Here is a 26,927-nt window from a genome sequence, read left to right as displayed (position 1 = left end):
ACCGCTTCCACGCCACCCGTGTGTCCTTCAGCTTGTTCGGAGCGTTTCCTCATGATCACCCTTCGTGGTGCCGACGTGCGCGTCGGCGCCCGTCTCCTCCTGTCCGACCTCTCCTTCCACATCGCGCCCGGCGACCGGATCGGCCTGGTCGGCCGCAACGGGGCCGGGAAGACCACCCTCCTCGACACTCTCGCCGGGCTGCGCGCCCCCGCCGCCGGCAGCGTGCTGCGGACCGGGGCCCTCGGCTATCTGGCGCAGGACTCGCGCGCGGCCGACCCCGCCGTCTCCGTCACCGACCGGATCCTGTCCGCGCGCGGCATGGACGAGGCCGTCCGCCGGCTGCGGGCCGCCGCCGATCGGCTCGGCGAGCGGGCCGACGAGCGGGCGATGGACGCGTACGCGCGGGCCGAGGCCGCCTTCGAGACCTGCGGCGGCTACGCGGCGGAGGCCGAGGCCGCCCGGGTCGCCGCCGGTGTCGGGCTGCCCGCCGAGCTGATGGGCCGGGCCGTCGGCACGCTGTCCGGCGGACAGAAGCGCCGCGTCGAGCTCGCCCGCATCCTCTTCGCCGGGCACGGCCGCGAGGGCACCCTGCTGCTCGACGAGCCGACCAACCACCTCGACGCCGACTCGGTCGGCTGGCTGCGCGGATTCCTCGCCGCCCACCAGGGCGGGCTGGTCCTCATCAGTCACGACCTCGACCTGATCGCCGCCACCGTCAACCGGGTCTTCCACCTGGACCCGCGGCGGATGACGGTCGACGTCCACAACACCGGCTGGGCGGGCTACCTCGCCCAGCGGGACGCCGACGAGCGGCGGCGGACCCGCGAGCGCGCCAACGCCGAGCGGAAGGCGGCCGCCCTGCACGCCCAGGCCGACCGGATGAAGGCCCGCTCGGCGACCGCCGTCACCGCCCGCAGCATGGCGCGCCGCGCCGACCGGATGCTGGACGGCCTGGAGGAGGTGCGCCGCGCCGAGCAGGTCGCCCGGATCCGGCTGCCCGAGCCCGCGCCCTGCGGCCGGACGCCCCTGGGAGCGGTGTCGCTGACCAAGGGGTACGGGGGCGGGCGCCCGGTCCTCGACGGGGTGGACCTCGCGGTGGACCGGGGCTCGCGGCTGGTCGTGCTCGGCCTCAACGGAGCCGGGAAGACGACGCTGCTGCGCCTGCTCTCGGGCGCGGAGGCGCCGGACTCGGGGCGGGTGGTGCACGGGCACGGGCTGCGGCTCGGCTACTTCGCGCAGGAGCACGAGACGCTCGACCCGGCCCGCACCGTGCGCGAGAACCTGGCGGCGGCGGCCCCGCACCTCACGGACGGCGAGGTGCGGCGGGTGCTGGGGGCGTTCCTGTTCCGGGGCGACGACGCCGACAAGCCCGCCCGGGTCCTGTCGGGCGGCGAGAAGACCCGGCTCGCCCTGGCCGGGCTGGTCCACTCGGGCGCGAACGTCCTGCTGCTCGACGAGCCGACCAACAACCTCGACCCGGCCTCCCGGGACGAGGTGCTGGCCGCCGTCGGCACGTACCCGGGCGCGATCGTGATGGTCACGCACGACGTGGGCGCGATCGACGCGCTGCGCCCGGAGCGGGTGCTGCTGCTGCCGGACGCGCACGAGGACCTGTGGCACGAGGAGTACCGGGACCTGGTGGCCCTGGCGTGATCAGCGCTTGACGGCCCGGAGCACCACGAACTTCGGGTTTCCGGCGACGAGTTCGCTGTTGCCGAAGATGCGGCGCAGGGTGACGTGGTAGCCGAGGTGCCGGTTGCCGACCACCCACAGCTCCCCGCCGGGCCGCAGGGCCCGGCGGGCCTCGGCGAACATACGGCGGGCGGTGCGGTCCGTGGTGGCCTGGTGGCTGTGGAACGGCGGGTTGTTGAGCACCAGGTCCACGGAGCCGGGCTCGGCGTCCGCCAGCCCGTCGCCAACGGCGAACTCCGCCGTGCGGGCGGGTCCGGCGTACGCGCGGAAGTTCTCCTCGGCCGAGGCGACGGCCTGGTACGACTCGTCGGTGAAGAGCAGCTCGGCCTCGGGCTCGGCGAGCGCGACGGCGAGGCCGACGACACCGTTCCCGCAGCCGAGGTCCACCACCCGGGCGTCGCCGAGGCCGCGCGGCAGGTGCTCCAGCAGGAAGCGGGTGCCGATGTCGAGGCGGTCGGCGCAGAAGACGCCTGCGTGGTTGACGACACCGAGTCCGGCGAGCCCTGCGGGGGCGTCGGCGGGGAGCTCGTACCGGTACGGCCAGGGGTTCCCGGATCCGCCTTCCCCTCCCCCGGGGACGGTGTGGATGAGCCGGGCCTTCTTCACGGCGAGGGAGGTCCGGGTCGGCCCCAGGATCCGCTCGAAGAGCGTCAGGGTCGAGGTGTGGATCTCCTTCACCATCCCCGTGCCGACGACGACGGTGCCGTCGTGGAGGGCGGGGGCGAGCCGGTGGAGCTGGTCCTCCAGGAGCGCGAGGCTCTTGGGGACGCGGACGAGCAGCACGTCGATCCGCTCGGGCGGCGGGTCCTGGGTGGTGAGCAGCCGGACCGTGCCGGGGGTGACGCCCGCGCGTTCCAGGTTGGCACCGGTGGCGCGGCGGCCGAGGTACGAGTCGGAGATCTGGACGAGGTCACCGGCCTCGGCGGCGAGCGCGGTGACGAGGGCGCCCCAGCGGTCGCCGACGACGGCGACGGTGCCGGACAGGTCGGTGCCGCTCTCCGCGAGGTGGGCGAGCAGGTATTCGTCGGCGGCGTCCCAGGCGCGCAGGGGGTCGCGCGGGTCCGAGGGGAAGCGGGTGAGGGGGAAGTCTCCCCAGGACGTGATCAGACGGTTCATCGTGCACCCAGGCTAGCCGGTCGGACGGACGCGGCCGACGGACGACGGCGGGAGCCGGGGGTGAGGAGACCCGCTCCCCACCCCCCGCGTCCGTCACCCGACAGCGGCGGCCAACCGTAGATGCCACAGCCCGGCCCGCCCGGTCAGCGTGACGGTGGACAGCGGCCGGACGTCGACGTTCCAGTACGTGCCGGGCGGCGCCTTCAGCGCGTAGACGAGGGCGGCCCGCACGACCGCGGGCTCGGCGACGGCGACGATGGCCCCGCCATCGGCGGGCCGGGTGTCGAGCCACCCGCCGACCCGCGTGATGAAGGAGAGAAGCGTTTCTCCCCCGTGCGGCGCCGACCGAGGATCGCGCAGCCACGCGTCGACGGCCCCCGGTTCGAGCGCGGCGACCTCGGCCAGCGTGAGCCCCCGCCAGCGCCCCATGTCGCAGTCGCGCAGCGCGGGCTGGACCAGCGGGGCGTAGCCGAGGGCCGTGCCGGTGGCGCGGCTGCGGGGCGTCGGGGAGCAGTAGCGCAGCTCGGCCGCGCCGAGCGGAATCAGCCGGGGCGCGGCGAGCTGCACCTCGTACCAGCCGGCCTCGTCGAGCGGCCGGTCGTCGTCGAAGCGTTCGGCGAGCAGGGAGGAGCTGCGTGCCGCCGCGACGAGCGTGACCCGAAGACCCATGGCGGCGATCGTGAGGCCGGGGGCCTCGCAGGTCAAGGGTTCATCGAGGAGTCGGGAAGGGGGGCGCGTTCACTGCTGTCCGAGTGCCATCCACTTGTCCGGATTCCGCAATGGCGTGAAACCGACCTTCTCGTAGACGCCGTGGGCGTCGGCGGTGGCGAGCATGATCCGGCGGAGTCCGTACTGTTCCAGGTCGTCGCGGACGGCGGTGACGAGCGCGGTGCCGAGCCCGGTGCCGCGGGCGGCGGGGTCGACGTAGACGTCGCAGAGCCAGGCGAAGGTGGCGTAGTCGGTGACGACGCGGGCGTAGGCGCCCATCTCGCCCGTCTCCTGGTGGTAGGCGCCGTAGTTGAGGCTGCCGGCGATGGCCCGGTCCTGCTTCTCCCGAGGTCGGCCGAGGGCCCAGTACGCGTCGGTGGAGAGCCAGTGGTGGACGCGGGCGGCGTCGATCCGGGCGGGGTCGGCTGAGATCTCGTACGCCCCGTGCATGACGGAGCCGTCCGCGGTGGTGGTGTCGCTCATGGGCGAAGGCTGGCAGCCCGGTCGCGGGTTGTCAGGCGAATTTGCCGGGGGCGAGAACCGAGGGGGCGGAGCCCGGGTCGCTCAGCCGAGGAGCGCGTCGAGGGCGGTCCGCAGCCGCCGCACGCCCTCGACGATCTCCGTGGGCCCCGCGACACCCGCGAAACTCAGCCGGATGTGGCCGGCGGGCGGCTCGGCGCAGAAGTAGGGACGTCCGGGGGCGACGGCGACGCCGCAGCGCAGGGCGGTGGGGACGAGGGCGGCTTCGGGGAGGGTGTCGGGGAGACGGAGCCAGAGGTGGTAGCCGCCCGAGGGGATGTGGGGCAGGGCGAGTTCGGGCAGGTGCCGGGTGACGGCGCCGGTCATGGTGTCGCGGCGGAGCCGGAGTTCGGCGGCGGTGGAGCGGAGGTGGCGGCTCCAGGCGGGTGAGCCGACGAGTTCGAGGGCGGTCTCCTGGAGCGGCCGGGCGACGAAGAAGCTGTCGACGACCTGGATGGCGCGGAGCCGTTCGAGGACGGGGCCTCGGGCGGCGAGGGCGCCGACGCGGAGGCTCGGGGAGGTGGGCTTGGTGAGGGAGCAGACGTGGACGACGACGCCGTCGGGGTCGTCGGCGGCGAGGGTGGCGGGGAGCGGTCCGGCGTCCTCGTGGACGAGCCGGCGGGCGAAGTCGTCCTCGACGACGAAGGCGCCGGCGGCGCGGGCGATCCGGACGACGGCGGTGCGGCGTTCGGCGCCGAGGGCGGCGCCGGTGGGGTTCTGGAAGAGCGGCTGGCAGACGAGGACGCGGGCGCCGGTGGCGCGGAAGGCGGCTTCGAGGAGGTCGGGGCGGACGCCGTCGGCGTCGGTGGGGACGGGGACGGGGCGCAGTCCGGCGGCGCGGGCGACGGCGAGCATGCCGGGGTAGGTGGGCGATTCGACGAGGACGGGGGTGCCGGGCGGGGCGAGGGCGCGCAGGGCGGTGGTGAGGGCGGGCTGGCCGCCGGCGGTGATGAGGACTTCGGCGGCGGTGACGCCGCCGCCGATGGCGCGGGCGAACCATTCGCGGAGTTCGGGGAGGCCGTCGGTGGGGGGCCGGCCCCAGGCGCCGGGGCGGCGGCCGGCGCGGGCGAGGGCGCCGGCGAGGCCGCGTTCGGGCTGGAGGGACGGGTGGAGGTAGCCGCCGTTGAACTCGATGACGCCGGGCTGGGGCGCGGAGAGGGTGACGAGGACGCCGGAGGCGTCGACGGCGCGGGGGACGAGTTCGGTGGCGGTGTCGGCGCTGAGGGCGAGCTGCTGCCAGGAGGTGTCGCCGACGGCGGGGGTGGCGCGGGGTGCGGCGCGGTAGGCGCCGGCGCCGGGGCGGGTGACCACGAGGCCTTCGGCGGCGAGCTGGGCGAGGGCGCGGGTGACGGTGACGGGCGAGACGCGGTAGCGCTCGACCAGGGCCCGACTGGACGGCAGCTTCTCCCCTACGGAGTAGCGGTTGAGCCCTTCGCGCAGGGATTTCGCCAGTTCGCCGACACTGCTACTCTCGTTCATGAGAGCACAGAATAGCGCTACCCTGCCGACGACGATAGCGGTCACCCGGACCGCGCGGACCCCCCGCCGAGGGACGCTCATGGCGGCCCTGGGGGTGGTCGCCTTCTCGCTGACCTTCCCGTCGACGGTCTGGGGCCTGGAGAGCTTCGGCCCCTGGTCACTGGTGGCGGTCCGCTCGGTGCTGGCCGCGCTGATCGCGGGCGCCTTCCTGCTGGCGGGCCGGGTCGCGCCGCCCGAGCGGCGGCACTGGGCCGGGCTCGCGGTGGTGGCGGGCGGCGTGGTGATCGGTTTCCCGCTGCTGACGACGCTGGCGCTGCGGACCTCGACGACCTCGCACGCCGCGGTGGTGGTGGGGCTGCTGCCGCTCACCACGGCGGCCCTGGCGGCGGTGCGGACCGGCCGGCGCCCGTCCCGTACGTTCTGGCTGGCGGCGGTCGCCGGGGCGGTGGTGGTGCTGGCGTTCACGCTCCAGCAGAGCGGCGGCGCGCTGTCACGGGGCGATCTGTATCTGTTCGGGGCGCTGCTGGTGTGTGCCGCCGGGTACACGGAGGGGGGTCGGCTGGCGGCGCTGATGCCGGGCTGGCAGGTGATCGGCTGGGCGCTGGTGCTGTGCCTGCCGCTGACGGCGGTGGGCTCGGCGGTGGCGCTGGCGCACGAGCCGGTGCGGCTGACCGCGCACGGGGTGGCGGGCCTGGTCTGGGTGGCGGCGGGATCGACGTTCTTCGGCCTGTACGTCTGGTACCGGGGCATGGCCGAGATCGGCATCCCGAAGGCGAGCCAGCTCCAGCTCGCGCAGCCGCTGCTGACGCTGTTCTGGTCGGTGACGGTGCTGGGCGAGCAGCTGTCCCCGGCGGCGCCGGCCGCGGCGGCGGGGGTGCTGGTGTGCATCGCGGTGACGCAGCGGGCGAGGAGCTGACGGCGGGGGGCGACCGGGGCGACAATGGCAGCCAGAGGCTCCCGGACGTCAGCGGCCTCCGCCCGGAGGCCGCGCGGGAGCGGCCCGGCCGCGAGGAGGTCACCCCGATGCGTGCGAGCGTGGGCGACAGACTGCTGGTGCACGGCCGGACCGTAGGTCAGCACGACCGTACGGCCCGGGTCGACCAGGTGCTGGGGGAGAACGGCACTCCCCCCTACCGCGTCACGTACGAGGACGACGGTCACGAGTCCCTGATATCGCCGGGGCCCGACACCGTCGTCCGTCACCCGGAGGCGGGGACCGGCTGAGGGCCCCGCCGGGTCACGTCCCCCGCGTCACGTCCCGCCCCCGGCGCGCCGGGGCGGGTCGTCGGCGAGCACGGCGGTGAGGGCCCCGAGGGGGTCCTTGGCGGCCTCGCGCGCCGCGAAGTAGACGTGCCCGCCGACGCCGGGGTGCTCCCGGGCGAGCCGCGCGTGCCGGGCGAGCTCCTGCGGGTCCTGCCAGGCGGCGGGCTGGGCGGGGTCGCCGACCTTGTAGAGGGCCTCGCCGATGAAGAGGCGTACGCCGGTGTCCCGGACCACGGCCTCCCACCAGGGGACGAGCTTGGCGTAGTCGGCGGCGGCGAAGCCGATGTTCCAGTAGAGCTGGGGGACCACGTAGTCGAGCCAGCGTTCCTTGACCCACTTGCGGGTGTCGGCGTGCTGGTCGTCGTAGCTGGCGCCGGCCCGGGTGTCGGAGCCGAGGGGGTCGGCGGAGGCGTTGCGCCAGACGCCGAAGGGGCTGATGCCGAAGGCGACGTGCGGTTTGAGCCGCTTGATCCGGGCGGAGGTCTCGGAGACGAGCAGGTCGACGTTGTTCCGCCGCCAGGCGGCCCGGTCGCCGAAGCCGCCCCCGTACATCCGGTAGGAGGCGTCGTCGCCGAAGGCCTGACCGGCCACGGGGTACGGGTAGAAGTAGTCGTCCCAGTGGAGCGCGTCGATGTCGTAGCGGCGCACGGCGTCGAGCATGGCGTCCTGGACGTGGCGGCGGACCTCGGGCAGGCCGGGGTCGTAACAGAGCGCGCCGTTGTAGGTGACGACCCACTCGGGGTGGAGCCGGGCCGGGTGGTTCGGGGCCAGTTTGCCGAGGTCGGGCTGGGTGGAGACGCGGTACGGGTTGCACCAGGCGTGCAGTTCCAGGCCGCGGGCGTGCGCCTCCTCGACGGCGGTGCCGAGCGGGTCCCAGCCGGGGTCGCCGCCCTGGACGCCGGTGAGGCAGCGGGCCCACGGCTCGTACGGGGAGGGCCACAGGGTCTCCGCGGAGGGGCGGACCTGGAGCATGACGGCGGTCATCCGGCGCCGTACGGCCAGGTCGAGCAGGGCCGTCAGCTCGGCGTGCTGCTGGGCGGCGGTGAGCCCGGTGCGGGACGGGAAGTCGCGGTTGAAGATCGTCGCGATCCACATGCCCCGTAAGGCGCCGGGGGTGCGCCCGCCGGGCCGTTCCGCGCCGCGCCCGCCCGCCGTGGCGGCCCGGGCGCTGCCGCCCGCCTCGCCGAGTCCGGCCAGTCCGGCCAGCCCCGCCACGAACCCTCTTCTGCCGATCAGCGGCATTTGTCGCCCCTCGCTATCGGATACGTCACAGCTTCAGGAAGAGGATGCCCTCCGGAGAACGATCGATCATCCGCCCCGCCCGGAGTAACGTCGTGGAGTCGAGGCGGTCGCACCGGAATCACACGGGGCCCGCCGCCAGGAAAGAGCGAAAGGCACGAGGTGACGGACTCCATGGCCGACATTGAGCGCGTCGGAGTGGTGGGCTGCGGCCAGATGGGCGCGGGCATCGCGGAGGTGTGTGCCCGCAGCGGTCTCGAGGTGAAGGTCGCCGAGACCACCGGCGAGGCGCTGGAGATCGGCCGCACCCGGCTCTACAACTCGCTGTCCAAGGCCGCCGAGCGCGGCAAGATCAGCGAGGAGGAGCGCGACGCCACGCTGGCCCGGCTCAGCTTCACCACGGACCTGGGCGAGTTCGCCGACCGTGACCTCGTGATCGAGGCGGTCGTGGAGAACGAGCAGGTCAAGACCGAGATCTTCAAGGTGCTCGACCAGGTGGTGACCCGGCCGGACGCCATCCTGGCCTCGAACACCTCGTCCATCCCGCTGGTGAAGCTGGCCGTGGCGACCTCGCGCCCGGACCAGGTCATCGGCATCCACTTCTTCAACCCGGCTCCGGTGCAGAAGCTGGTCGAGCTGATCCCCGCCCTCACCACCTCCGAGGGCACGATCGGCCGGGCGCAGCTCTTCGCGGAGAAGGCCCTGGGCAAGCACGCGATCCGTGCGCAGGACCGTTCGGGCTTCGTCGTGAACGCGCTGCTGGTGCCGTACCTGCTGTCGGCGATCCGGATGTTCGAGTCGGGCATCGCGAGCCGTGAGGACATCGACAACGGCATGGAGTTCGGCTGCGCCCACCCGATGGGCCCGCTGAAGCTTTCGGATCTGATCGGTCTGGACACGATCGCGTCGATCGCGGACTCGATGTACGACGAGTACAAGGAGCCGCTGTACGCGGCGCCGCCGCTGCTCCAGCGGATGGTGGACGCGGGCCGGCTGGGCCGCAAGACGGGCTCGGGCTTCTACCCGTACTCCTGACCCCCGCGCGCCCGGCGCGCCCCCGGACGGCCCGTACACCGCACAGGTACGGGCCGTCCGGCGTTCCCCCGCACGCGGTTCAGCCGAGCCGCAGGTGGCGCAGCATGAGCAGCCCGGCGGCCATGTTGGCGGCGGGCACCTCGCCCCGGGCGATGAGGTCGGGGACGCTCTTGAGCGGGACCCATGCGACCCGTGAGGACTCGAAGGCGTCCTGCGGCGGCCCGGTGTAGGTGGCCCGGTCCGTCCAGTAGAGGTGGTGGCGGGCGTCGGTGAGGCCGTTGGACGGTTCGACGGTGAGCAGTGGGCGCAGGGGGCCGGGGCGCCAGCCGGTCTCCTCCTCCATCTCTCGGGCGGCGGCGGTCTCGGTGTCCTCGCCGTCCTCGACGACGCCGGCGGCGAGCTCCCAGCCCCAGCTGTCGGTGATGAAGCGGTGACGCCACAGGAGCAGGACCTCGTCGGCGTCGTTGACGGCGGTCGCGACGGCGACGGGGCGGAGCCGGATGAGGTAGTGGTCGAGGCGGCGGCCGTCGGGGAGTTCGACGTCGGCGAGGTTCACCCGGAACCAGCGGTTCTCATAGACGGACTGTTCACTTAGTTTCGTCCACTGCACGTTTCTGCCACCTTCCGACCGTTCGGGGATGGGTTGGTGGCAACATCGCAGCAGGGTCCGGCCGCGAAGGCAAAGCTCAGCGGCCTCCGGGACGGCTCACGGACCCGCTCACAGGGGCACGCGCAGCGCACCGTCGATCAGCTCGGCCGCCTCCCTGGCATCCCCTCCCCCGCTGGCCAGCAGGTGCTCGCGCACCTCGCGGAGCCGGTCCCGCAGCCGCTGCGACTCCATCCCCCGGGCCCGCTCGGTCATCTCCACCGCCGTGCGCGCCGCCCGCTCGGTCTCGCCCCGCCGCAGTTCGATCTGGCACAGCATGGCGAGCCGGTGCACCCGCCCCCGGTCGTGCGCGGGGGTCCGGACGGCCGCCGCCGCGTGCTCGTGGGCGGCGCTGAGATCACCCAGACTGAGGAGGGCCTCGGCGACCTGTACGTTGACGAGGCCCGGCTGGACGTAGCCGGTCTCGGCCGGTTCGGCGCCCGGGGTGATCCGCGACGCCTCGCTCTCGGCCCGCCGGATGCAGGCGAGCGCCGCCGTGCCGTCGCCCAGGTGCGCGTAGGCCTTGGCCTGCATCGCCGTCAGGTCGGCGGCCAGCGCGGGCGTGATCTGCCGCCCGGCCGACCGCAGCGCGGCCTCCGCGAAGGCGACCGCCTGCCGGTACTCCCCCATGAACAGCGACTGGTTGACGAGCAGCGCGACGACGTAGGCGCCGAGGCCCCGGTCGCCGCTCGCCTTCGCGAGCCGCAGCGCCTGGTGGAAGTAGCGCTGGGCGAGGCCCTGGGCGTCGGAGTCGTAGGCGCAGATCCCGGCGACGGCGACCAGGCCGCCGATGGCCCGGTGCAGCCGCCGGCCGAGGGAGTCGCTGTAGGCGCCGCGCAGCAGCGGCGCGGTCTCGGCGCTGAGGAAGCCGATGATCCGGGAGCGGGTCGTCATGCCGCCGGCCTTGCGGTACATCTGTTCGTAGTGCGTGCGGGCTGCGCCGAGCAGCTGCACGTCGGCGACGGAGACCCGGGTGCGCCCGTCGCGGGAGACATCGCCGTCCTCCGGGGGGTTCTCCCACTCCCAGACCGGCATGACGGCGGGGGTCCCGGTCACCGCCTGGGCGCCGAGGACGTGCGGGCGCTGCTGTTCGTCACACCGCCACAGGGCGGTGGCCCGTTCGACGAAGCCGGAGAGCGGGCAGCCGGCGGCGGGCAGCCCGGCTCCGGGGACGCCGAGGCCGATGTCGTCGAGGGTGACGGCCCGTTGCAGCCGGGCGGCGAGCACCTCGCAGATCAGGTCGGGGACCTGGCCGCGCGGCCGCTGCCCCTTGAGCCAGCGGCCCACGGCGGTGTGCTCGTAGCGCAGGGCGAGGCCGCGGGCCCGGCCGGCCTGGTTGACCCGGGCCGCGAGCCCCGTGTGGGACATGCCCGCTTCGTCGAGCAGGGCGTCCAGCAGGGTGTTGGGCTGGAGGGGGGACGGGGGGTGGGACGGGGAGTGGGACGAGGGATCGGACGGGGGGTGGGACTGCATGGGACCGCTCCGGTGGATCGGGGGGGGCTTTCGCACGGGGTGTGAACGGAGTGCTCGTGCCGGCGGCCCGTGCGCACTGCCCCGGCGGCGCCCGGACCGCTTGACTGAACTCCCTCGCCGCAGGGCGAGGCCCGGGCCGCCGGCTCCCCCTCGAACAGTGCGGTCGCCCGGATCGCGCCGACCGCGCCGCTGATCTGCCCGACACTCCGCGGCGGCGCGGGCGGCGCCGGCCTCCAGGCCCTCCCCACTAGTGGGGGGAGGGCGCGGGCCGGGTGCGGCGCAGCCCGGGTTCGGCGGGCTGCGCCGGTACCCGGATCCGGTCGTCCCGGACGACGAGCAGGGCGGCGTCGTCGGTGAGCCGGCCTCCGGTGTGGCGCAGCAGGGCGGCGTGGACCGTGCGGACGAGGGCCGCGGGCGGCTCGCCGGCCGCCGCGGCGAGGACGGCTTCCAGGGGGAAGAAGCGGCCCCGGTGGTCGCGGGCCTCGGCGGCGCCGTCGGTGTGCAGGACCAGGGTGTCGCCGGGGCGGAGCCGGGCCGCGCGATGGGGCACGAGCTCGGCGGGGAGCGGGAAGGCGCCGAGCGGGGGCAGCGGCTCGCCGACCGGGACGGCTTCGACGCGCGGGCCGAGGCGGTACGGGCCGGGGTGGCCGCAGTCGAGGGCGTACACCTGGCCGTCGTCGCGGATCTCCAGGAGCAGCAGGGTCACGAACTCCTCGGCGGCGGGGTGTTCGTCCCGGGCCCGTTCGCACAGGTGGCGGTCGAGGGCCCGGTCGAGGCGGCGCAGGACGCCGGCGAGTTCGGGTTCGTCGTGGGCGGCTTCGCGGAAGCTGCCGAGGACGGCGACGACGGCGCCGAGCGCGGCGAGTCCGTGGCCTCGGACGTCGCCGATGACGAGGCGTACTCCGTAGGGGGTGGCCGTGGCCTCGTAGAGGTCGCCGCCGACGACTGCGCCGCGGGAGGCGGAGAGCTGGCCGGCGGCGACGGAGAGTCCGTCGAGGCGGGCGGGCGGCGGGCGGAGCAGGACCTGCTGGGTGGCGTCGGCGACGGCGCGGACCCGGGCGAGCTCGCGCTTGAGGCCGCGCCGGGCGCCGAGCACGAGGGCGGTGCCGACGGTGAGGAAGACGGCGCTGACGGTGATCCGGGCCGGCAGGCCGGGGTGCCGGGCGAGGGGGCAGCCGAGCTTCCAGGCGACGGCGACGATCCCCCACGCGACCGGAGCGGCCAGCGGTGCCATCCGCCGGAGCGGGGAGCCCTCGGCGGCCAGTGTCCTGTCACGGAACATCCACGGCCCTTCCCGAGGCCCGCCAGCGCCCGAAGACCCTGTGGCACACAGGCCCGCCCCTGTGACCGGGTCGATTCTCGCGGGGGTGGGGGACACGCGGGAACATCCGCCGGAGATCTCACCCGAAGGGATGAACACCGCCGTACGGGAGTACGGGAGGACGGGTCTACGGCCGGAAGGGCCTACGGGAAGAAGGGCCAACGGGAAGAAGGGCCAACGGCAGAACGGGCCAACGGCAGGACGGGGAAGGGGCAGGACGGGGAAGGGGCAGGACGGGGAAGGGGCAGGACGGGGAAGGGGCAGGACGGGGAAGGGGCCCCGCTCCGGGTCGTTCGACCCGGAGCGGGGCCCCTTCCGTACCGCTGGGCGGGTGTCAGGCGCCGCGCAGTACCGCTCCGGTGTGCTCCGCGGCCAGGGCGACCGCGGCGTCGCGGGCGGCCGTGGCCTCCTCGACCGTCAGGGTGCGGTCGGGGGCGCGGAACTTCAGCGCGTACGCGAGGGACTTCTTGCCCGCGTCGAGCTGGTCGCCGGTGTAGACGTCGAACAGGCGGATGGACTCCAGGAGTTCACCCGCGCCGCCGGCCAGGTAGTACTCGACCATGGCCGAGGGGACGGCCTCGTCGACGACCAGGGCGACGTCCTGGGTCGCGACCGGGAAGGAGGAGATCCGGGGGGCCTTCACGGGGCCCTCGTTCGCCTGCTCCAGGAGGTCGAGGTCCAGCTCCATCGCGCAGGTGCGGGCCGGCAGGCCCAGCGCCTTGACGACGCGCGGGTGCAGCTCGCCGCCGTGGCCGACGAGCGTCTTCACGCCGTCGATCAGCACGTGGAAGGCGGCGCAGCGGCCCGGGTGCCAGGGGGCGTGCTGGTCGGCGTCGACCAGCAGCCCGACGCCGGCCTCGGCGGCCACGGTGCGGGCGGCCTGGATCGCGTCCGCCCAGTCGGACGGGCGGCCCTTGCCCCACCAGCCGGCCTGCTCGCGGGCGCCGGCGAGGACGACGGCGACGCGGCGCGGCTGCGCGGGCAGCGCGGCGTTGACGCGGGCGATCTCCTCGTCGGTGGGGCGTCCGTCGACGCCGAGCCGGACGGCGATGCCCGGCTGGCCCTCGGTCGGCCGGAAGACCAGGCCGGTCTCGAAGAGGGCCAGGTCGTGGCTGCCGCGCCCGTCGTTGCGGCGCAGCGCGCCGAGCAGGCCCGGCAGCAGCGTCGTGCGGAGGGCGGGCTCCTCGTCGGAGAGCGGGTTGACCAGCGTGACGACCCGGCGGCGGGCGTCGTCCGCGTCGAGGCCGAGCTGGTCGAAGACCTGCTCGCCGATGAACGGGTAGTTCAGCGCCTCGACGTAACCGGAGCCGGCCAGGGCGCGGCCCACCCGGCGGTGGGTGCGCTGGCGCTCGGTGAGGCCGCGGCCGGCGGGCGGCTTGGGCAGCGTGGAGGGCAGGTTCTCGTAGCCCTCCAGCCGGATGACCTCTTCGGCCAGGTCGTTCGGCACGTTGAGGTCGGGGCGCCAGGACGGGACGGTGACGACGAGCTCGTCCTGCCCGTAGACGTCGCAGCCGATCTCCTGGAGGCGGCGGACGACGGTCTCGCGGCCGTAGGCGACGCCGGCGACCTTGTCGGGGTGGTTCGCCGGCATGCTGATGGTCCGGGGCGCGGACGGGGCGACGACCTCGGTGACACCGGCCTCGGCCGTGCCGCCCGCGAGCAGCACGAGCAGGTCGACGGTCCGCTGCGCGGCCGCGGCGGCGGCCTGCGGGTCGACGCCGCGCTCGAAGCGCCTGGACGCCTCGGAGGACAGCTTGTGGCGGCGGGCGGTGCGGGCGATCGAGATCGCGTCGAAGTGCGCGGCCTCGATGACGACCTCGGTGGTGCCGGTGACGGCGCCGGTCTCGGGGTCGGTGACCGGGTCGGCGATCTCGGTGTCGGCGCCGCCCATGACACCGGCGAGGCCGATGGGGCCGCGGTTGTCGGTGATCACGAGGTCACCGGGGTCGAGGACGCGCGCGGCGCCGTCGAGCGTGGTGATCTTCTCGCCGGCGGCGGCGCGGCGGACCCCGAGGGGGCCGTCGACGCGGGTGCGGTCGTAGGCGTGCAGCGGCTGGCCGAGCTCCAGCATCACGTAGTTGGTGATGTCGACGGCGAGCGAGATCGGGCGCATGCCGGCCTTCTGGAGGCGGCGCTGGAGCCAGATCGGACTGCGGGCCTCGGGGTCGAGGCCGGTGACGGTGCGGGCGGTGAAGCGGTCGCAGCCGAGCGGGTCGGCGACCTGGACCGGGTAGCCGTACGAGTTCGGCGCGGGCACGTCGAGCAGCGCCGGGTCGCGCAGCGGCAGGCCGTAGGCGATGGCGAGCTCGCGGGCGACGCCGCGCATCGAGAGGCAGTAGCCGCGGTCCGGGGTGACGGCGATGTCGAGGACCTCGTCGAAGAGCTCCAGGAGGACCGTGGCGTCGAGGCCGACCTCGTGCTCCGGCGGCAGCACGATGATGCCGTGCGAGCCGTCGTCGCCCATGCCGAGCTCGCCGCCCGAGCAGATCATGCCGCGGGAGACGCGGCCGTACGTCTTGCGCTCGGCGATGCGGAAGTCGCCGGGCAGCACGGCGCCGGGCAGCGCCACGACGACCTTGTCGCCCTCGGCGAAGTTCCGGGCGCCGCAGATGATCTCCTGCGGCTCGCCGGTGCCGTTGGCCTGACCGACGTCGACGGTGCAGAAGCGGATCGGCTTCTTGAACTCGGTCAGCTCCTCGATGGTGAGGACCTTGCCGACGACCAGGGGGCCGGTGAGGCCGGCGCCGAGCCGCTCGACGGTCTCGACCTCGAGGCCGGCCGAAATGAGCTTGGCCTGCACGTCACGGCCGGTCTCCGTGACCGGCAGGTCGACGTACTCCCGCAGCCAGGAAAGCGGGACCCGCATCAGATCTCCATCCCGAACGGCCGGGTGAACCGGACGTCACCCTCGACCATGTCTCGCATGTCTTCGACGTTGTGGCGGAACATCAGCATCCGCTCGATGCCGAACCCGAAGGCGAATCCGCTGTACTTCTCGGGGTCCACCCCGCAGGCGACGAGCACCTTCGGGTTGACCATGCCGCAGCCGCCGAGCTCGATCCAGCCCTCGCTGCCACAGGTGCGGCAGGGGCGGTCGGGGTTGCCGACGGACTCGCCCCGGCAGACGTAGCAGAGCATGTCCATCTCGGCGGACGGCTCGGTGAAGGGGAAGAAGTTCGGGCGGAGCCGGGTCTTCATGTCGGCCCCGAAGAGCGCCTGGACCATGTGGTCGAGGGTGCCCTTGAGGTCGGCCATGGTGAGGCCCTCGTCGACGGCCAGCAGCTCGATCTGGTGGAAGACCGGGGTGTGCGTGGCGTCGAGCTCGTCGGTGCGGTAGACGCGGCCGGGGCACACCACGTAGACCGGGGGCTCCCGGTCGATGAGGGTGCGGGCCTGGACCGGCGAGGTGTGGGTGCGGAGCACGACACCGGACTCGTCGCCGGTGGTCCCCTCGGGGCCCTGGACGAAGAAGGTGTCCTGCATCTGCCGCGCCGGGTGGTCCGGCACGAAGTTCAGGGCGTCGAAGTTGAACCACTCGGCCTCGACCTCGGGGCCCTCGGCGACCTCGTAGCCCATCGACACGAAGACGTCGGCGACGCGCTCCATGAGGGTGGTCAGCGGGTGGCGGGCGCCGGCCGGGACACGGTCGTACGGCAGGGTGACGTCGACGGCCTCCTCGACGAGGACGCGGGCGTCGCGCTCGGCCTCCAGTTCGGTCTGGCGGGCGGCCAGGGCCTTGGAGACGACGCCGCGGGCCTGGCCCACGAGCTTGCCGGCGGCGGCCTTGGCCTGCGGGGGCAGGGCGCCGATCTCGCGGTTGGCGAGCGCCAGCGGCGAGGTGCCGCCGGTGTGCGCGGTCTTCGCCTGGGCGAGCTCGTCGAGGTCGGCCGCGGCGGCGAAGGCCGCGAGCGCCTCGTCGCGCATCCGCTCGATCTCTTCCGGTTTCAAGGCCTCGACCTCGACCGGGTCGTACGACTTATTGGGTGCCGACATCTCTTCCCGTGCTTCCGTTGGCTGGCTGGGCGGCCCCGCTCGACGTCAAGGGCGCAAACGTGCCAAAGGACGAGTCTAACGGGGCGCGGGGACGCGAATGAGCCCGTGGGCGGCCCGGGCGGCTCCTGACGCCGTGCGATCTCGTCTGCTGAGACCGGAGGGCGAACCTCAGAGGAGGTGGGCCGGGGTGCCGACGGGCAGGATAAATCGGAACTCGGCCCCGCCTCGGGGGCCCCGTCCGACGGTGATGGTGCCGCCGTGGGCCTCGACGACGCCCTTGACGATGTAGAGGCCGAGTCCGGTGCCGCCGCGCTTGCTGCCCCGCCAGAAGCGGGTGAAGACGCGGCCCATGGACTCCTCGGGGATGCCGGGGCCTTCGTCGCTCACGGTGACCTCCGTCCCCTTCTCTCCGTCGCCGGTGGCCGTGGTGGGTGCCACCTCGATGGTGACGGTTCCCTCGCCGTGGCGCACCGCGTTTTCCAGCAGGTTGCCGAGGATCTGGTCGATCTTGTCGGGATCGGCCCACAGGTCGGGGAGGTCGGGGCGGATCCGGACGAAGAAGCGGTCCGGGGACTGGCCGCCGGTGGTGTGGGCCTGGATGTGCCGGCCGACGGCGGCGGCGATGTCGACGGGCTGGCGGCGGACCTCAAGGCGACCGGAGTCGATCCGGGAGATGTCGAGGAGCTCGGCGATGAGCCGCTTGATGCGGCCGGCGTCGGCGTCGACGGTCTCCAGCATCAGGCGCTTCTGGTCGTCGGTGAACCGCTCCCACTTGTCGAGGAGGGTGGCGGTGAAGCCCTTGACGGAGGTGAGCGGCGAGCGCAGTTCGTGGGCGACGGTCGCGATGAGCTCGGCGTGGCTGCGTTCGCTGCGCCGCCGGGCCTCGGTGCCGCGCAGCGAGACGACGACGCGGCGGACCGGCCCGGTGGGGTGGTCGCGGAGGTAGCGGGCGGAGACCAGGACCTCCCGGCCGCCCGGGAGCAGCAGGTTCCGCTCGGGCTGGCCTCGGCGGGTGGCGAGGCCGCCGTAGGGGTCGGTCAGCGCCCACCAGCGGTGTCCCTTGAGGTCTTCCAGGGGCAGGGCCTGGTCGAGGGGGCGGCCGAGGGCTTCGGCGCGGGGGACGGCGGTGATGCGGGCGGCGGCGGCGTTGAAGCAGACGATCCGGCCGGTGCCGTCGGCGACGACGAGCCCGTCGGGCAGGTCGTCGGGGTCGATCCCGAGCCCGGCGGCGGGGTCCGCGCCGTACGGGGGCGCGGCGGGGTCGGGCGGGGGCGGCGTCCGCGAGGCGCCCGGTGCGCTGCTCCGTGTCTGTGCGGGACTGCCCGTGCCGACCGTCATCCCCGTAATGCCACCCCTCCGTGTCACGCAGTGGGCCCCGAGTGCGCCACCCTACTAGGGCCTGTCGTCAAAGTCCCGTCGTCGCCCGGAGGGCGGCCTCGTCGCGAGGCAGACGGGAGTGTGACGACAGGCCCTGGGCGCGGCGGCTCCGGTGGAGTCCTCAGGCGGTGGTTCGGGGGCGTTGGGCGCGCGCGGAGGCGTAGAGGCACACGGCGGCGGCGGTCGCGAGGTTGAGGCTCTCGGCCTTGCCGTGGATCGGGACGCGGACGACGGCGTCGGCGAGCGCCCGGGTCTCCTCGGGCAGCCCCCAGGCCTCGTTGCCGAAGACCCAGGCGGTGGGGCCGCCCATGGTGCCGGCGTCGAGTTCGGCGTCCAGGTCGTCCTCGCCGGCGCCGTCGGCGGCGAGGATGCGCACCCCGGCGCCCCTGAGGCCGGCGACGGCCTGCTCGACGGGGACGCCGACCGCGACGGGCAGGTGGAAGAGGGAGCCGACGGAGGCGCGGACGGACTTGGGGTTGTAGAGGTCCACGGAGGCGTCGGTGAGGATGACGGCGTCGGCTCCGGCGGCGTCGGCGCAGCGCAGCACGGTGCCGGCGTTCCCGGGGTCGCGTACGTGCGCGAGGACGGCGACGAGCTTGGGGCGGGCGGCCAGGATGTCCTCGAACGGCGAGTCGAGGAAGCGGCAGACGCCGACGAGGCCCTGCGGGGTGACGGTCTGGGAGACCTCGGCGAGGACGGCGTCGGAGGCGTGGTGGACGCGGGCGCCGGAGGCGCGGGCGGCGTCGATGATGGGCGCGTGGCGCTCGGCGGCCTCGACGGTGGTGAAGAGCTCCACGAGGGTGGGCTGTCCGCCGGCGCCGCGGTGCTCGACGGCCTCGCGGACGGCCTGCGGGCCCTCGGCGATGAAGAGGCGGTCCTTGCCCCGGAAGGTGCGCTTGGCGAGCCGCCGGGCGGCGACGACGCGCGGGGAACGCGGGGAGATCAGCTCGGGGGTGGACATGTGCCTGCGGCTCTCTGACTCGTCGGGTTCGGCGGGGGGCGGCGGGGCGTCGGGGGGGCAACGCACCGGACCCGCAGGCGCGAGGCCTGCGGGTCCGGCGGAAGGTGCTGCTGCCCGGAAGATCAGGCGGCGGCCTTCGGGGCGTTGACGTCGGCCGGGAGGGCCTTCTGCGCGACCTCGACCAGCGCGGCGAACGCGTTGGAGTCGTTGACGGCCAGCTCGGCGAGGATCTTGCGGTCCACCTCGATGTTGGCGGCCTTCAGACCCTGGATGAGGCGGTTGTACGTCATGCCGTTCTGGCGGGCAGCGGCGTTGATGCGCTGGATCCACAGCTGACGGAAGTCGCCCTTGCGCTTCTTGCGGTCGTTGTAGTTGTAGACCAGCGAGTGGGTGACCTGCTCCTTGGCCTTGCGGTACAGGCGCGAACGCTGACCGCGGTAGCCGGAGGCCGCCTCGAGGATCGCCCGGCGCTTCTTGTGGGCGTTGACTGCCCGCTTGACGCGTGCCACTTCTTAACTCCTTGTAGCGGGGTCGCGGTGGTGCTCACACGACCCGGAAATCGGATGGGTCCCGGTGTCGACCGGAAGCCCTCGTCGCCGAGGGCGGGAGATCAGATCAGATGCCCAGCATCTTCTTGATCTTGGCGGAGTCACCCGGGGCCATCTCGGCGTTGCCGGTGAGGCGACGCGTCAGCTTGGACGACTTGTGCTCGAGCAGGTGGCGCTTGCCGGCGCGCTCGCGCAGGATCTTGCCGGTGCCGGTGACCTTGAAGCGCTTCTTGGCACCGGAGTGCGTCTTGTTCTTCGGCATAGCGCCGTTATCTCCTCGTCAGTGGCGCTCCCCCGGTGCGGGCACCGGACAACCGGGAGCGTCAATTCTTCGTTTGAGTGGTTCCGGGCGGAACCCCTGGGGCTGCCGGAGCGGCAGCCCCGCGGGATCACGCCTCGGCGTTCTCGGCCGACGTGTCGACCGGAGCCTCCTCGGCCGGGGCCTCGGCGACGGGCGCCTCGGTCTCGACCGGCGCGGCCTCGGCCGCGTCGGCGGTGACGCCCTGACGCTCGGCCTTGCGCGCGGCCTGGGCCTCGCGGGCCTCGGCCATGGCCTCGGTCTTCTTCTTGTGCGGACCCAGAACCATGATCATGTTCCGGCCGTCCTGCTTCGGGTTGGACTCGATGAAGCCAAGCTCCTGCACGTCCTCGGCAAGGCGCTGCAGCAGTCGGTAGCCCAGCTCGGGGCGGGACTGCTCACGACCACGGAACATGATCGTGATCTTGACCTTGTCGCCCTGCTTGAGGAACCGGACGACGTGACCCTTCTTGGTGTCATAGTCGTGCGGGTCGATCTTCGGCCGGAGCTTCATCTCCTTGATGACCGTGTGCGCCTGGTTCTTGCGCGCCTCACGGGCCTTCATGGCCGACTCGTACTTGAACTTCCCGTAGTCCATGAGCTTGCACACGGGCGGACGGGCGTTCGCCGCAACCTCAACCAGGTCGAGGTCGTACTCCTGCGCGAGCTCCAGGGCCTTGGCAAGCGGCACAATGCCGACCTGCTCGCCACTGGGGCCGACAAGACGCACCTCGGGAACGCGAATCCGCTCGTTGATGCGGGGCTCGGCGCTGATGGATCCTCCTCGGTAGCACCACGCGACCGCCTGGCGGACGGACACGTTCACGGTAGAACTGTTGAGACCAACCGAGCCGGAACATGAAAAAAGCCCCGGACGGGACACAGGCGGGGCTCCATGAAAAACCGGAACACCGCCGCGGTCTACCGCGGGGCGTACATCGGGTGGCCTCCATCGTCCGTACGGAACGATGGGCGCCACCTGACCGGTGACCCGCCGCCCGTGAGGACGGTCAGGTGGGAGAAAAGGAGCCTCCACTTGTGGGCCGGGCACATAGGTGTCCGGCCGGTCGTTACACAAGGTTAGCAGGACCCGCCGGTCGGCGCGAACCGTACGTCCGCTTATCGTGTGGGCATGAGCGAAACGCCCGACACCGAGTCTCCCGAGACCCCCGACTTCGAAGCCATGACCCGCGACATCGCCGAGGTCCCCGCGGTGGAGGTCATCGTGACCGTCGCCGTCAACCTGATGAGCGCCGCCGCGGTGAAGCTGGGGCTCACCGAGGAGGGCGACGAGCACAAGGACCTCGACGAGGCCCGCAAGCTGATCCACGCCCTCGCCGGTCTGCTGGACGCGGGCGTGACGGAGATCTCCTCCTTCCACGCGGCCCCGCTGCGGGACGGCCTGAAGTCCCTGCAGCTGGCCTTCCGCGAGGCGTCCTTCGTGCCGGACGAGCCGGGCCAGGGCCCGGGCGAGAAGTACACGGGCCCCGTGTACGGCTAGCGGCCGCCGAGGATCAGTCTTTTACGTAGAAGGGCTCGCCGGGAGGCGTGGCCGAGGCCGGCAGGAGTGCCAGGTCGAGGCCCCGCACCAGGCGGGCCCTCAGCGTTTCGTCGGCGGCCAGCAGCCGGGCGACGCGCTGGGCGGCCTCGGCGGGGGCCGCGTCCCCGGCGAGGACCAGGGCGAGGGTGCCGTCGGCGGTGCCGGGGCCCAGGTGGGCGCGGAGGACGGCGGGCTCGGCGGCGACGGCGGCGCGGACCGCGTCCCGGACGGCCGGGTCGTCCAGCGGGTCCGTGCTGCTGCGGCCCTCGGCGAGGGCGAGCAGGGCGGAGCCGGTCACCTGGTAGGGCACCGGGCCCGCCATGTCGAGGACGAGGGTGTCGGCCTTCTCGTGGGCGAGGGCGGCCAGCGCCTGGTGGAGGGGGACGGCGACGGGGCGGGCGGCCGGGTCCCAGAGCGCCAGCGAGGCGATCGAGGTGAAGGCGGGCAGCGCCCGCCGGTCCCCCGCGGTCAGCGTGGGGACGGCCATGTCGCTGGTCTTCTCCCGCTTGAGCCCGGTCTCCGGGTCGGTCTCGACCTCGCCGAGGACAGCGACCACGGGGACGAGCAGCCGGGCGTCCTTCAGCGCGGTGAGGACGGGGCCGTGTGCGGTCCGGTCCTCGGCCCAGGCGGCCAGCGCCGCGTCGAGCCTCGGGTCGGCGGTGCCGTCGTCGTCGGAGAAACCGGGGTCCGGGATGTTCTTGAGCGCCACCCCACGAGCCTAACCGCCCGGTGGGTCAGCGGCTGCGGCTGCCCCGCCACAGGGCTCCGGCGGCGGCGAGCAGCAGCACGCCGACGCCGCCGGCGATGGGGGCGAGCAGGCCGAGCGGGCGGCCCTCGTCGGGCTCCGCCTGGGGTCCGGGGCCGAAGTGGCGCCCGCCGAATCCGGCGGTCGCGGCCTTGGGGTCGGCCGCCTTGATCGCGCCCCCGGCCTCGATCGCGGCGGCCGGGTCGACCGTTCCGTACCCCTTCTGGTCGCTGCGTCCGCCCTCGGGGCGGTTGCGGGCGGTGTCGACGAGGAGCCGCTTGATCTGGGCGGGGGTGAGGTCGGGGTGGGCGGCGCGGACGAGGGCGACGGCGCCGGAGACGAACGCGGCGGCGGCGCTGGTGCCCCAGCCCTCGTAGTACCGCCGGTCCGGGTCGGCGATGACGATGTCGACGCCGGGGGCGCTGACGGTGGCGTACCAGCGGCTGGTGGAGAAGGAGGCGTGGGTGCCGTAGCGGTCGACGGCGGTCACGGCGATGACGCCGGGGTAGGCGGCGGGGTACGAGATGTGGTCGCCCTTCTCGCCGCCGTTGCCCGCCGAGGCGACGACGGCGACGCCCTTGGCGAGGGCGTACTGGACGGCGGCGTCCTCGCCGGCGTCGGGGTGGGCGGACTCGGAGTCGTCGCCGAGGGAGAGGTTGATGACGTCGGCACCGTGGTCGGCGGCCCAGCGGATGCCCTCGGCGAGCGCGGTGCCGCGGGTCTTGCGGGCCTTGTCGCGGGCCTTGTCGGCGCCTTCGAGGATCACTCGTACGGGCAGGATCCGGACCTTGGGGGCGACGCCGAGGACGCCGTCCTGGGCTCCGGCGCCGTGGCCGTGCCCGGCGATGATGCCGGCCATGGCGGTGCCGTGGCGGGCCCAGGCGCGGTCGCCTCGGCCGGCGCCGAAGCCGACGAGGTCGGTGCCGGTGAGGACGGAGCCTTCGAGGTCGGGGTGGGTGGCGTCGACGCCGGTGTCGAGGACGGCGACGGTGATGCCCTCGCCCCGGGTGGTCTGCCAGGCGCGGGAGGTGTGCAGGGCGTCGAGGCCCCACTGGCGGGCGCGGATGGTGTCGGCGTACGCGGGGGCGGTGGCCGCGGGCAGCACGGCGAAGGCGGCGGCGAGCAGGGCGGCGGCCAGGGCACGGGGGCGGCGGTTCACCGGTCGGCTCCGGGGGCGGTGGCGGTGACGGTCTTGCGCAGGGCGCGCTCGACGCCGTCGCCGACGCCCTTGGCCTCGTGGCCGAGGCCGGCCTGGGCGACGGCGGTGGTGCGCTTGGCGGTCATGGCGCGGGTGGCGGGTTCGGCCTCGGCGACGGGGCGGCCGTCGGCGAAGCCGGAGACGGAGGTGACGACGACGGGCAGATCGGGCAGGACGTGCCGCCACCAGCTGCCGCGCTGGGGGGCGCCGAACCGGGCGGCGACGGTGCCGGGGCCCGCGAGGGCGGGCGGCGGCTCGTCCTCGGCGCGGGAGCCGAGGGTGCGCATGGTGTCGGGTTCGGCCTGGGTGAAGACCAGGGCGACGGTGGTGACGTACGAGGCGGTGGCGTCGGTGTAGGTGGCGCGCAGCACGCGGGCGCAGCCGGGCTCCTTGAGGGCGGTGAGCAGCCCGGTGGGGAGGGTGGCCGCGGTGCAGGGCGCGTCGGGGGCGACGACGACGCGGGTCCAGGTGCGGGCGGCGCCGCCGGGTCCGGCGGTGGCGCCGCTGAGGGTGCGCGGGAAGAGGGTGTCGACGGGGGCGTCGTGCCAGAGGGCCTGGGCGCGGGAGTAGCCGGGGGGTTCGGCGGGGGTTCCGGCGCCGTTCTCGGCGAGGACGGCGCCGGCGAGGGCGCCGCCGATGAGGCCGATCCCGAGGACGGCGCAGCCGGCGGCGGCGAGCACGCGTCCGGTGTGCCGGTCCTGGACGGGGTGCGGCCGGGCGGTGGTCTCGGCGGGTGTCTCGGCGGGGAGTTCGTCGGGCAGGGCCCAGCGGTCGGGGCCGCCGTAGGGGTGCGGGGCGGCGGCGGGGGGTGCCGGGCGGGCCGGGGCGGGGCCGGCGGGCGGGACCGGGCGGAGGCGGGCGGTGGTCTCGGTGGCCGGGAGCGGGCGCACGGGGCCGGGGGGCGGCGGGGCGGCGTGCGGGGGCTGGGCGGGGGCGGCCGGGTACCGCGGCGCGGGCGGCTGGGGGCGGGCGGCCGGGGGCGCGGGCGGCCGGGCCGGGGGCGGTGGCGCGGTGGGGGCCGGCGGGGTGGGGCGGGGCGGCCGCGGCGGGGGGCCGGGGCGCTCGGGGGGCAGGAGGGCGTCGGTGATGCGGGACGCGGGTCGCTGCGGCTCGGTGCTCATCCCCGTCCCCCTGGTACCCCTGGTCGTTCCGTCACAGCGATGGCGGCCACTCTACGGGCAGTTCCCTCCGGGGCGGGAACCCAGGGGCTACCCACGTGGAAACCGGTCTGGCAAGCTCGGGCCATGACTCCCCGTGCGGCTGACCGTGCCCGTTACGACCGGGCCACCGCCTCGCTCGACGCGCCCCTGGCCATCGTCGATCTGGAGGCCTTCGACGCGAACGCCGACGATCTGGTGCGGCGGGCCGGCGGGAAGCCGGTGCGGGTGGCGAGCAAGTCGGTGCGGTGCCGGGCGCTGCTGGAGCGGGTGCTGGCCCGGGAGGGTTTCGCCGGGATCATGGCGTTCACGCTGGGCGAGTCGTTGTGGCTGGCGCGGGCGGGGTTCGAGGACGTGCTGCTGGCGTATCCGTCGGCGGACCGGGCCGGGTTCGCGGAGCTCGCGGGTGACGCGAAGCTGGCGGCGGCGGTGACGGTGATGGTCGACGACGTGGCGCAGCTGGAGCTGATCGACGCGGCGCGGGCGGGTGGTGCGGAGGAGGTGCGGGTCTGTCTGGAGCTGGACACCGCGCTGCACCTGCTGGGGGGCCGGGTCCGGTTCGGGGCGCGCCGTTCGCCGCTGCGGGAGCCGGCCGAGCTGGCGGAGCTGGCCCGTTCGGTGGCGCGGCGGCCGGGGTTCCGGCTGGTGGGGCTGATGGCGTACGAGGGGCATGTGGCGGGTGTCGGGGACGCGGTGGCGGGGCGTCCGCTGCGGTCGCGGGCGGTGCGGCTGATGCAGTCGGCGGCGCGCCGGGAGCTGGCGGCGCGGCGGGCGGCGGTGGTCCGGGCGGTGCGGGCGGTGGCGCCGGAGCTGGAGTTCGTGAACGGCGGCGGCACGGGCAGTGTGCAGCACACGGTGGCCGAGGACGCGGTGACGGAGGTCGCGGCGGGTTCGGGGCTGTTCCAGCCTCGGCTGTTCGACGACTACTCGTCGTTCTCGGGGCGTCCGGCGGCGCTGTTCGCGCTGCCGGTGGTGCGCCGGCCGGGGGTGGGCGCGGTGACGGTGCTGGGCGGCGGTTACCCGGCGTCGGGGGTGGCGGGCGCGGACCGGTCGCCGGTGCCGTATCTGCCGGAGGGGCTGCGCTTCGACCCGCGGGAGGGTGCGGGCGAGGTGCAGACGCCGCTGCTGGGCTCGCCGGCCGACGATCTGCGGATCGGCGACAAGGTGTGGTTCCGGCACGCGAAGGCCGGCGAGCTGTGCGAGCGGTTCGACACCCTGCACCTGGTGGCGGGTGACCGGGTCGCGGCCGCCGTCCCGACGTACCGGGGCGAGGGCCGGACCTTTCTCTAGCCTCCGGCGGGGGTCAGTACACGCTGTCCTGCTGGTCGGCGATGACGCTGCCGTCGGTGCGGCGGACGGGGGCGGGGGTGCCGTCGGGGGCGGTGTAGCCGGTGGTGGCGCAGGGGTAGGCGGTGGTCTTGCGCTTCTTGGGCTCGATGAACATGGGGTTGACGAGCCAGCGGCCGTCGCCGTTGTCGTAGGCGCGGCACATGAGTTCGTTCTTGTTGCGGTTGAGGACGAGGCGGAGTCCGGTGGCGTCGCGCAGGAACGAGATGTCGGTGTCGGAGTCGCCGGCGGCGAGGACCTGGCGGCGGGCGGGGGGCTGGACGCGTTCGGCGGCGGGGCCGCGGACGCCGAAGATCTCCTGGTTGATCCAGCAGCGCTTGCCGTCGATGTAGGTGATCATCCGGTCCTCGCCGTCGCGGACGGTGCCGCAGCCCTTGAGGTGGCTGGTGAGGCGGCCGTGCTCGGTGGTGTTGCGGATGCCGACGGCGTGGTCGGGGGCGACGCCGACGCCCTGGGCCCACACGTCGACGACGGGTTCGGGCGAGGCGGAGACGATCCAGACGTCGAAGCCGGCGCCCTTGAGGGCGCGGATGAGGTCGCGCTGCTGGTCGTAGTAGCGGACCCAGCCGGTGACCTGGGAGCTGCCGACGCGCTGGGTGGCGCCCTGGGGGGCGGCGAGGTTCTCGGCGCGGGCGGCGGCGGCGAAGGTGTTCACCTGGCGGGTGGTCCAGCCGTGCAGGAGCTGGGCGAGCCAGGCGTACTGGGGCTCGATGCGGCGGCGGTCGTAGCCGTCGAAGGCCTTCTTCCCGCCGGTGGTGGTGCCGTTGCCGTAGACGGCGAGGAGTTCGTCGGCGCAGCGGGTGTCGGTGCTGGTGGGGAGGGTGCGGCCGGCGGCGGGGCAGGCGGCGGCGAGGGCGCCGGCGGCCTCGGGGGTGAGGTAGCGGCTGGTGGTGGACCAGTCGCCGTGGCGCGGGGGCCGGACGCGGTCGTTGCGGAGCAGCCAGTAGAAGGTGGCGTCGCCGACGTCGTTCTTGATGACGGTGTTGTCCCAGTCGAAGACGGCGACGGGCTTGGTGCCCTTGCCGCCCTTGCCGCCCTTGGTGCGGCAGTGGTCGGCGATGAGGTCGTCGAGGCGCGCCTTGTTGTCGCCGTACCAGCCTTCGGAGACGGTGAGTCCGGCGCAGGCGCGGGGGGCGCGGGGCTCGTGGGGCGCGGCCTGGGCACCGGCGGCGGGCAGCAGGCCGGTCGCGGCGAGGGCGAGGGCGGCCGCGACGGCGGGGGTGCGGAGCTTGTTGGTCATGAACACTCTCCTGGGTGTACGCACGACAGCCG

General features: G+C 74.4%; 25 protein-coding genes. 6 read left to right on the top strand and 19 right to left on the bottom strand.

All coding sequences use genetic code 11. The features are described from left to right. Positions 1-51: 51 nt before the first annotated feature. Positions 52-1,653 (top strand): ABC-F family ATP-binding cassette domain-containing protein, encoded by a 1,602-nt coding sequence (locus ACZ6J5_RS23795; RefSeq protein WP_469394619.1) that lies wholly within the window; start codon positions 52-54, stop codon positions 1,651-1,653. Here ACZ6J5_RS23795 and ACZ6J5_RS23790 read toward each other — a convergent pair whose 3' ends face one another. From ACZ6J5_RS23790 to ACZ6J5_RS23775, 4 genes are all read right to left on the bottom strand, one after another. Then, positions 1,654-2,808, bottom strand: a complete 1,155-nt coding sequence (locus ACZ6J5_RS23790; RefSeq protein ID WP_469394617.1) for a methyltransferase — start codon at positions 2,806-2,808, stop codon at positions 1,654-1,656. A 93-nt stretch (positions 2,809-2,901) separates the two neighbouring features. Further along, entirely contained in the window at positions 2,902-3,477 is a 576-nt protein-coding gene (locus tag ACZ6J5_RS23785) for a histidine phosphatase family protein (protein ID WP_469394615.1), read from the bottom strand. 69 nt (positions 3,478-3,546) lie between these two features. Continuing rightward, entirely contained in the window at positions 3,547-3,999 is a 453-nt protein-coding gene (locus ACZ6J5_RS23780; protein WP_469394614.1) for a GNAT family N-acetyltransferase, read from the bottom strand. Positions 4,000-4,080: 81 nt separating this feature from the next. Beyond that, on the bottom strand, positions 4,081-5,514 hold the full coding sequence (locus tag ACZ6J5_RS23775) for an aminotransferase-like domain-containing protein (RefSeq protein WP_469394612.1): 1,434 nt from the start codon (positions 5,512-5,514) through the stop codon (positions 4,081-4,083). Between ACZ6J5_RS23775 and ACZ6J5_RS23770 the strand changes: the two genes are divergently transcribed. Together ACZ6J5_RS23770 and ACZ6J5_RS23765 are read left to right on the top strand one after the other, a co-directional pair. Then, positions 5,513-6,430 (top strand): DMT family transporter, encoded by a 918-nt coding sequence (locus tag ACZ6J5_RS23770; RefSeq protein WP_469394610.1) that lies wholly within the window; start codon positions 5,513-5,515, stop codon positions 6,428-6,430. The two genes, ACZ6J5_RS23775 and ACZ6J5_RS23770, sit on opposite strands and share 2 nt — an antisense overlap. A 107-nt stretch (positions 6,431-6,537) precedes the next feature. Next, positions 6,538-6,738: a DUF1918 domain-containing protein gene (locus tag ACZ6J5_RS23765; RefSeq protein WP_469394608.1), complete on the top strand. Its 201-nt coding sequence runs from the start codon at positions 6,538-6,540 to the stop codon at positions 6,736-6,738. 27 nt (positions 6,739-6,765) lie between these two features. Here the strand turns inward: ACZ6J5_RS23765 and ACZ6J5_RS23760 are convergent, their stop codons facing one another. Next, the gene (locus tag ACZ6J5_RS23760) at positions 6,766-8,019 is read right to left on the bottom strand and encodes a glycoside hydrolase family 10-like protein (RefSeq protein ID WP_469394606.1); all 1,254 of its coding nucleotides are present in this window, start codon (positions 8,017-8,019) and stop codon (positions 6,766-6,768) included. Between the two features lie 171 nt (positions 8,020-8,190). Here ACZ6J5_RS23760 and ACZ6J5_RS23755 point away from each other — a divergent pair, with 171 nt between their 5' ends. Continuing rightward, positions 8,191-9,051 carry a 3-hydroxybutyryl-CoA dehydrogenase gene (locus tag ACZ6J5_RS23755; protein WP_469394604.1) on the top strand — a complete coding sequence of 287 codons (861 nt, stop codon included), beginning with the start codon at positions 8,191-8,193 and terminating at the stop codon, positions 9,049-9,051. 79 nt (positions 9,052-9,130) lie between these two features. On the opposite strand, the gene ACZ6J5_RS23750 is transcribed toward ACZ6J5_RS23755, so the two are convergent. The 10 genes from ACZ6J5_RS23750 to infC all read right to left on the bottom strand — a co-directional run bounded on the left by ACZ6J5_RS23750 (position 9,131) and on the right by infC (position 20,488). Beyond that, on the bottom strand, positions 9,131-9,661 hold the full coding sequence (locus ACZ6J5_RS23750) for an NUDIX hydrolase (RefSeq protein WP_469394602.1): 531 nt from the start codon (positions 9,659-9,661) through the stop codon (positions 9,131-9,133). 108 nt (positions 9,662-9,769) lie between these two features. After that, the gene (locus tag ACZ6J5_RS23745; protein ID WP_469394600.1) at positions 9,770-11,170 is read right to left on the bottom strand and encodes a transcriptional regulator; all 1,401 of its coding nucleotides are present in this window, start codon (positions 11,168-11,170) and stop codon (positions 9,770-9,772) included. Positions 11,171-11,417: 247 nt separating this feature from the next. Beyond that, entirely contained in the window at positions 11,418-12,452 is a 1,035-nt protein-coding gene (locus ACZ6J5_RS23740) for a PP2C family protein-serine/threonine phosphatase (RefSeq protein ID WP_469394598.1), read from the bottom strand. A gap of 373 nt (positions 12,453-12,825) precedes the next feature. Further along, on the bottom strand, positions 12,826-15,357 hold the full coding sequence (gene pheT, locus ACZ6J5_RS23735) for a phenylalanine--tRNA ligase subunit beta (protein WP_469394596.1): 2,532 nt from the start codon (positions 15,355-15,357) through the stop codon (positions 12,826-12,828). Next, positions 15,357-16,484: a phenylalanine--tRNA ligase subunit alpha gene (gene pheS / locus ACZ6J5_RS23730; protein WP_469394594.1), complete on the bottom strand. Its 1,128-nt coding sequence runs from the start codon at positions 16,482-16,484 to the stop codon at positions 15,357-15,359. Before pheS ends, pheT begins: the two co-directional genes overlap by 1 nt. Before the next feature lie 168 nt (positions 16,485-16,652). After that, positions 16,653-17,822 (bottom strand): sensor histidine kinase, encoded by a 1,170-nt coding sequence (locus ACZ6J5_RS23725; protein ID WP_469394592.1) that lies wholly within the window; start codon positions 17,820-17,822, stop codon positions 16,653-16,655. A gap of 160 nt (positions 17,823-17,982) precedes the next feature. Next, complete coding sequence (locus tag ACZ6J5_RS23720) at positions 17,983-18,822, bottom strand: TrmH family RNA methyltransferase (protein ID WP_469394590.1); 840 nt, start codon at positions 18,820-18,822, stop codon at positions 17,983-17,985. Between the two features lie 122 nt (positions 18,823-18,944). Further along, positions 18,945-19,331, bottom strand: a complete 387-nt coding sequence (gene rplT / locus ACZ6J5_RS23715) for a 50S ribosomal protein L20 (protein ID WP_043227974.1) — start codon at positions 19,329-19,331, stop codon at positions 18,945-18,947. 106 nt (positions 19,332-19,437) lie between these two features. Beyond that, entirely contained in the window at positions 19,438-19,632 is a 195-nt protein-coding gene (gene rpmI / locus ACZ6J5_RS23710) for a 50S ribosomal protein L35 (RefSeq protein ID WP_469394588.1), read from the bottom strand. Between the two features lie 127 nt (positions 19,633-19,759). Beyond that, the gene (gene infC / locus ACZ6J5_RS23705; protein WP_469394754.1) at positions 19,760-20,488 is read right to left on the bottom strand and encodes a translation initiation factor IF-3; all 729 of its coding nucleotides are present in this window, start codon (positions 20,486-20,488) and stop codon (positions 19,760-19,762) included. A gap of 312 nt (positions 20,489-20,800) precedes the next feature. On the opposite strand from infC, the gene ACZ6J5_RS23700 reads away from it, so the two are divergent. Continuing rightward, complete coding sequence (locus ACZ6J5_RS23700; protein ID WP_123955278.1) at positions 20,801-21,169, top strand: DUF1844 domain-containing protein; 369 nt, start codon at positions 20,801-20,803, stop codon at positions 21,167-21,169. 13 nt (positions 21,170-21,182) lie between these two features. Here ACZ6J5_RS23700 and ACZ6J5_RS23695 read toward each other — a convergent pair whose 3' ends face one another. The 3 genes from ACZ6J5_RS23695 to ACZ6J5_RS23685 are packed head-to-tail and all read right to left on the bottom strand — an operon-like array spanning position 21,183 to position 24,272. Then, positions 21,183-21,917: an SseB family protein gene (locus ACZ6J5_RS23695; RefSeq protein WP_469394586.1), complete on the bottom strand. Its 735-nt coding sequence runs from the start codon at positions 21,915-21,917 to the stop codon at positions 21,183-21,185. A gap of 25 nt (positions 21,918-21,942) precedes the next feature. Then, positions 21,943-23,112, bottom strand: coding sequence for a type VII secretion-associated serine protease mycosin (gene mycP, locus ACZ6J5_RS23690; RefSeq protein ID WP_469394584.1), 1,170 nt, complete (start codon positions 23,110-23,112; stop codon positions 21,943-21,945). Next, positions 23,109-24,272: a hypothetical protein gene (locus ACZ6J5_RS23685; protein ID WP_469394583.1), complete on the bottom strand. Its 1,164-nt coding sequence runs from the start codon at positions 24,270-24,272 to the stop codon at positions 23,109-23,111. Before ACZ6J5_RS23685 ends, mycP begins: the two co-directional genes overlap by 4 nt. A gap of 123 nt (positions 24,273-24,395) precedes the next feature. Between ACZ6J5_RS23685 and ACZ6J5_RS23680 the strand changes: the two genes are divergently transcribed. Continuing rightward, a complete protein-coding gene (locus ACZ6J5_RS23680) occupies positions 24,396-25,598 on the top strand; it encodes an amino acid deaminase/aldolase (protein WP_469394581.1) in 1,203 nt (400 codons plus the stop codon). Between the two features lie 13 nt (positions 25,599-25,611). On the opposite strand, the gene ACZ6J5_RS23675 is transcribed toward ACZ6J5_RS23680, so the two are convergent. Further along, positions 25,612-26,895: an HAD family hydrolase gene (locus tag ACZ6J5_RS23675; RefSeq protein ID WP_469394579.1), complete on the bottom strand. Its 1,284-nt coding sequence runs from the start codon at positions 26,893-26,895 to the stop codon at positions 25,612-25,614. Positions 26,896-26,927 lie beyond the last annotated feature (32 nt).

It is taken from the genome of Streptomyces sp. NPDC042100 (assembly GCF_055582325.1).
This window is presented reverse-complemented; position numbering and strand designations above follow the sequence as displayed.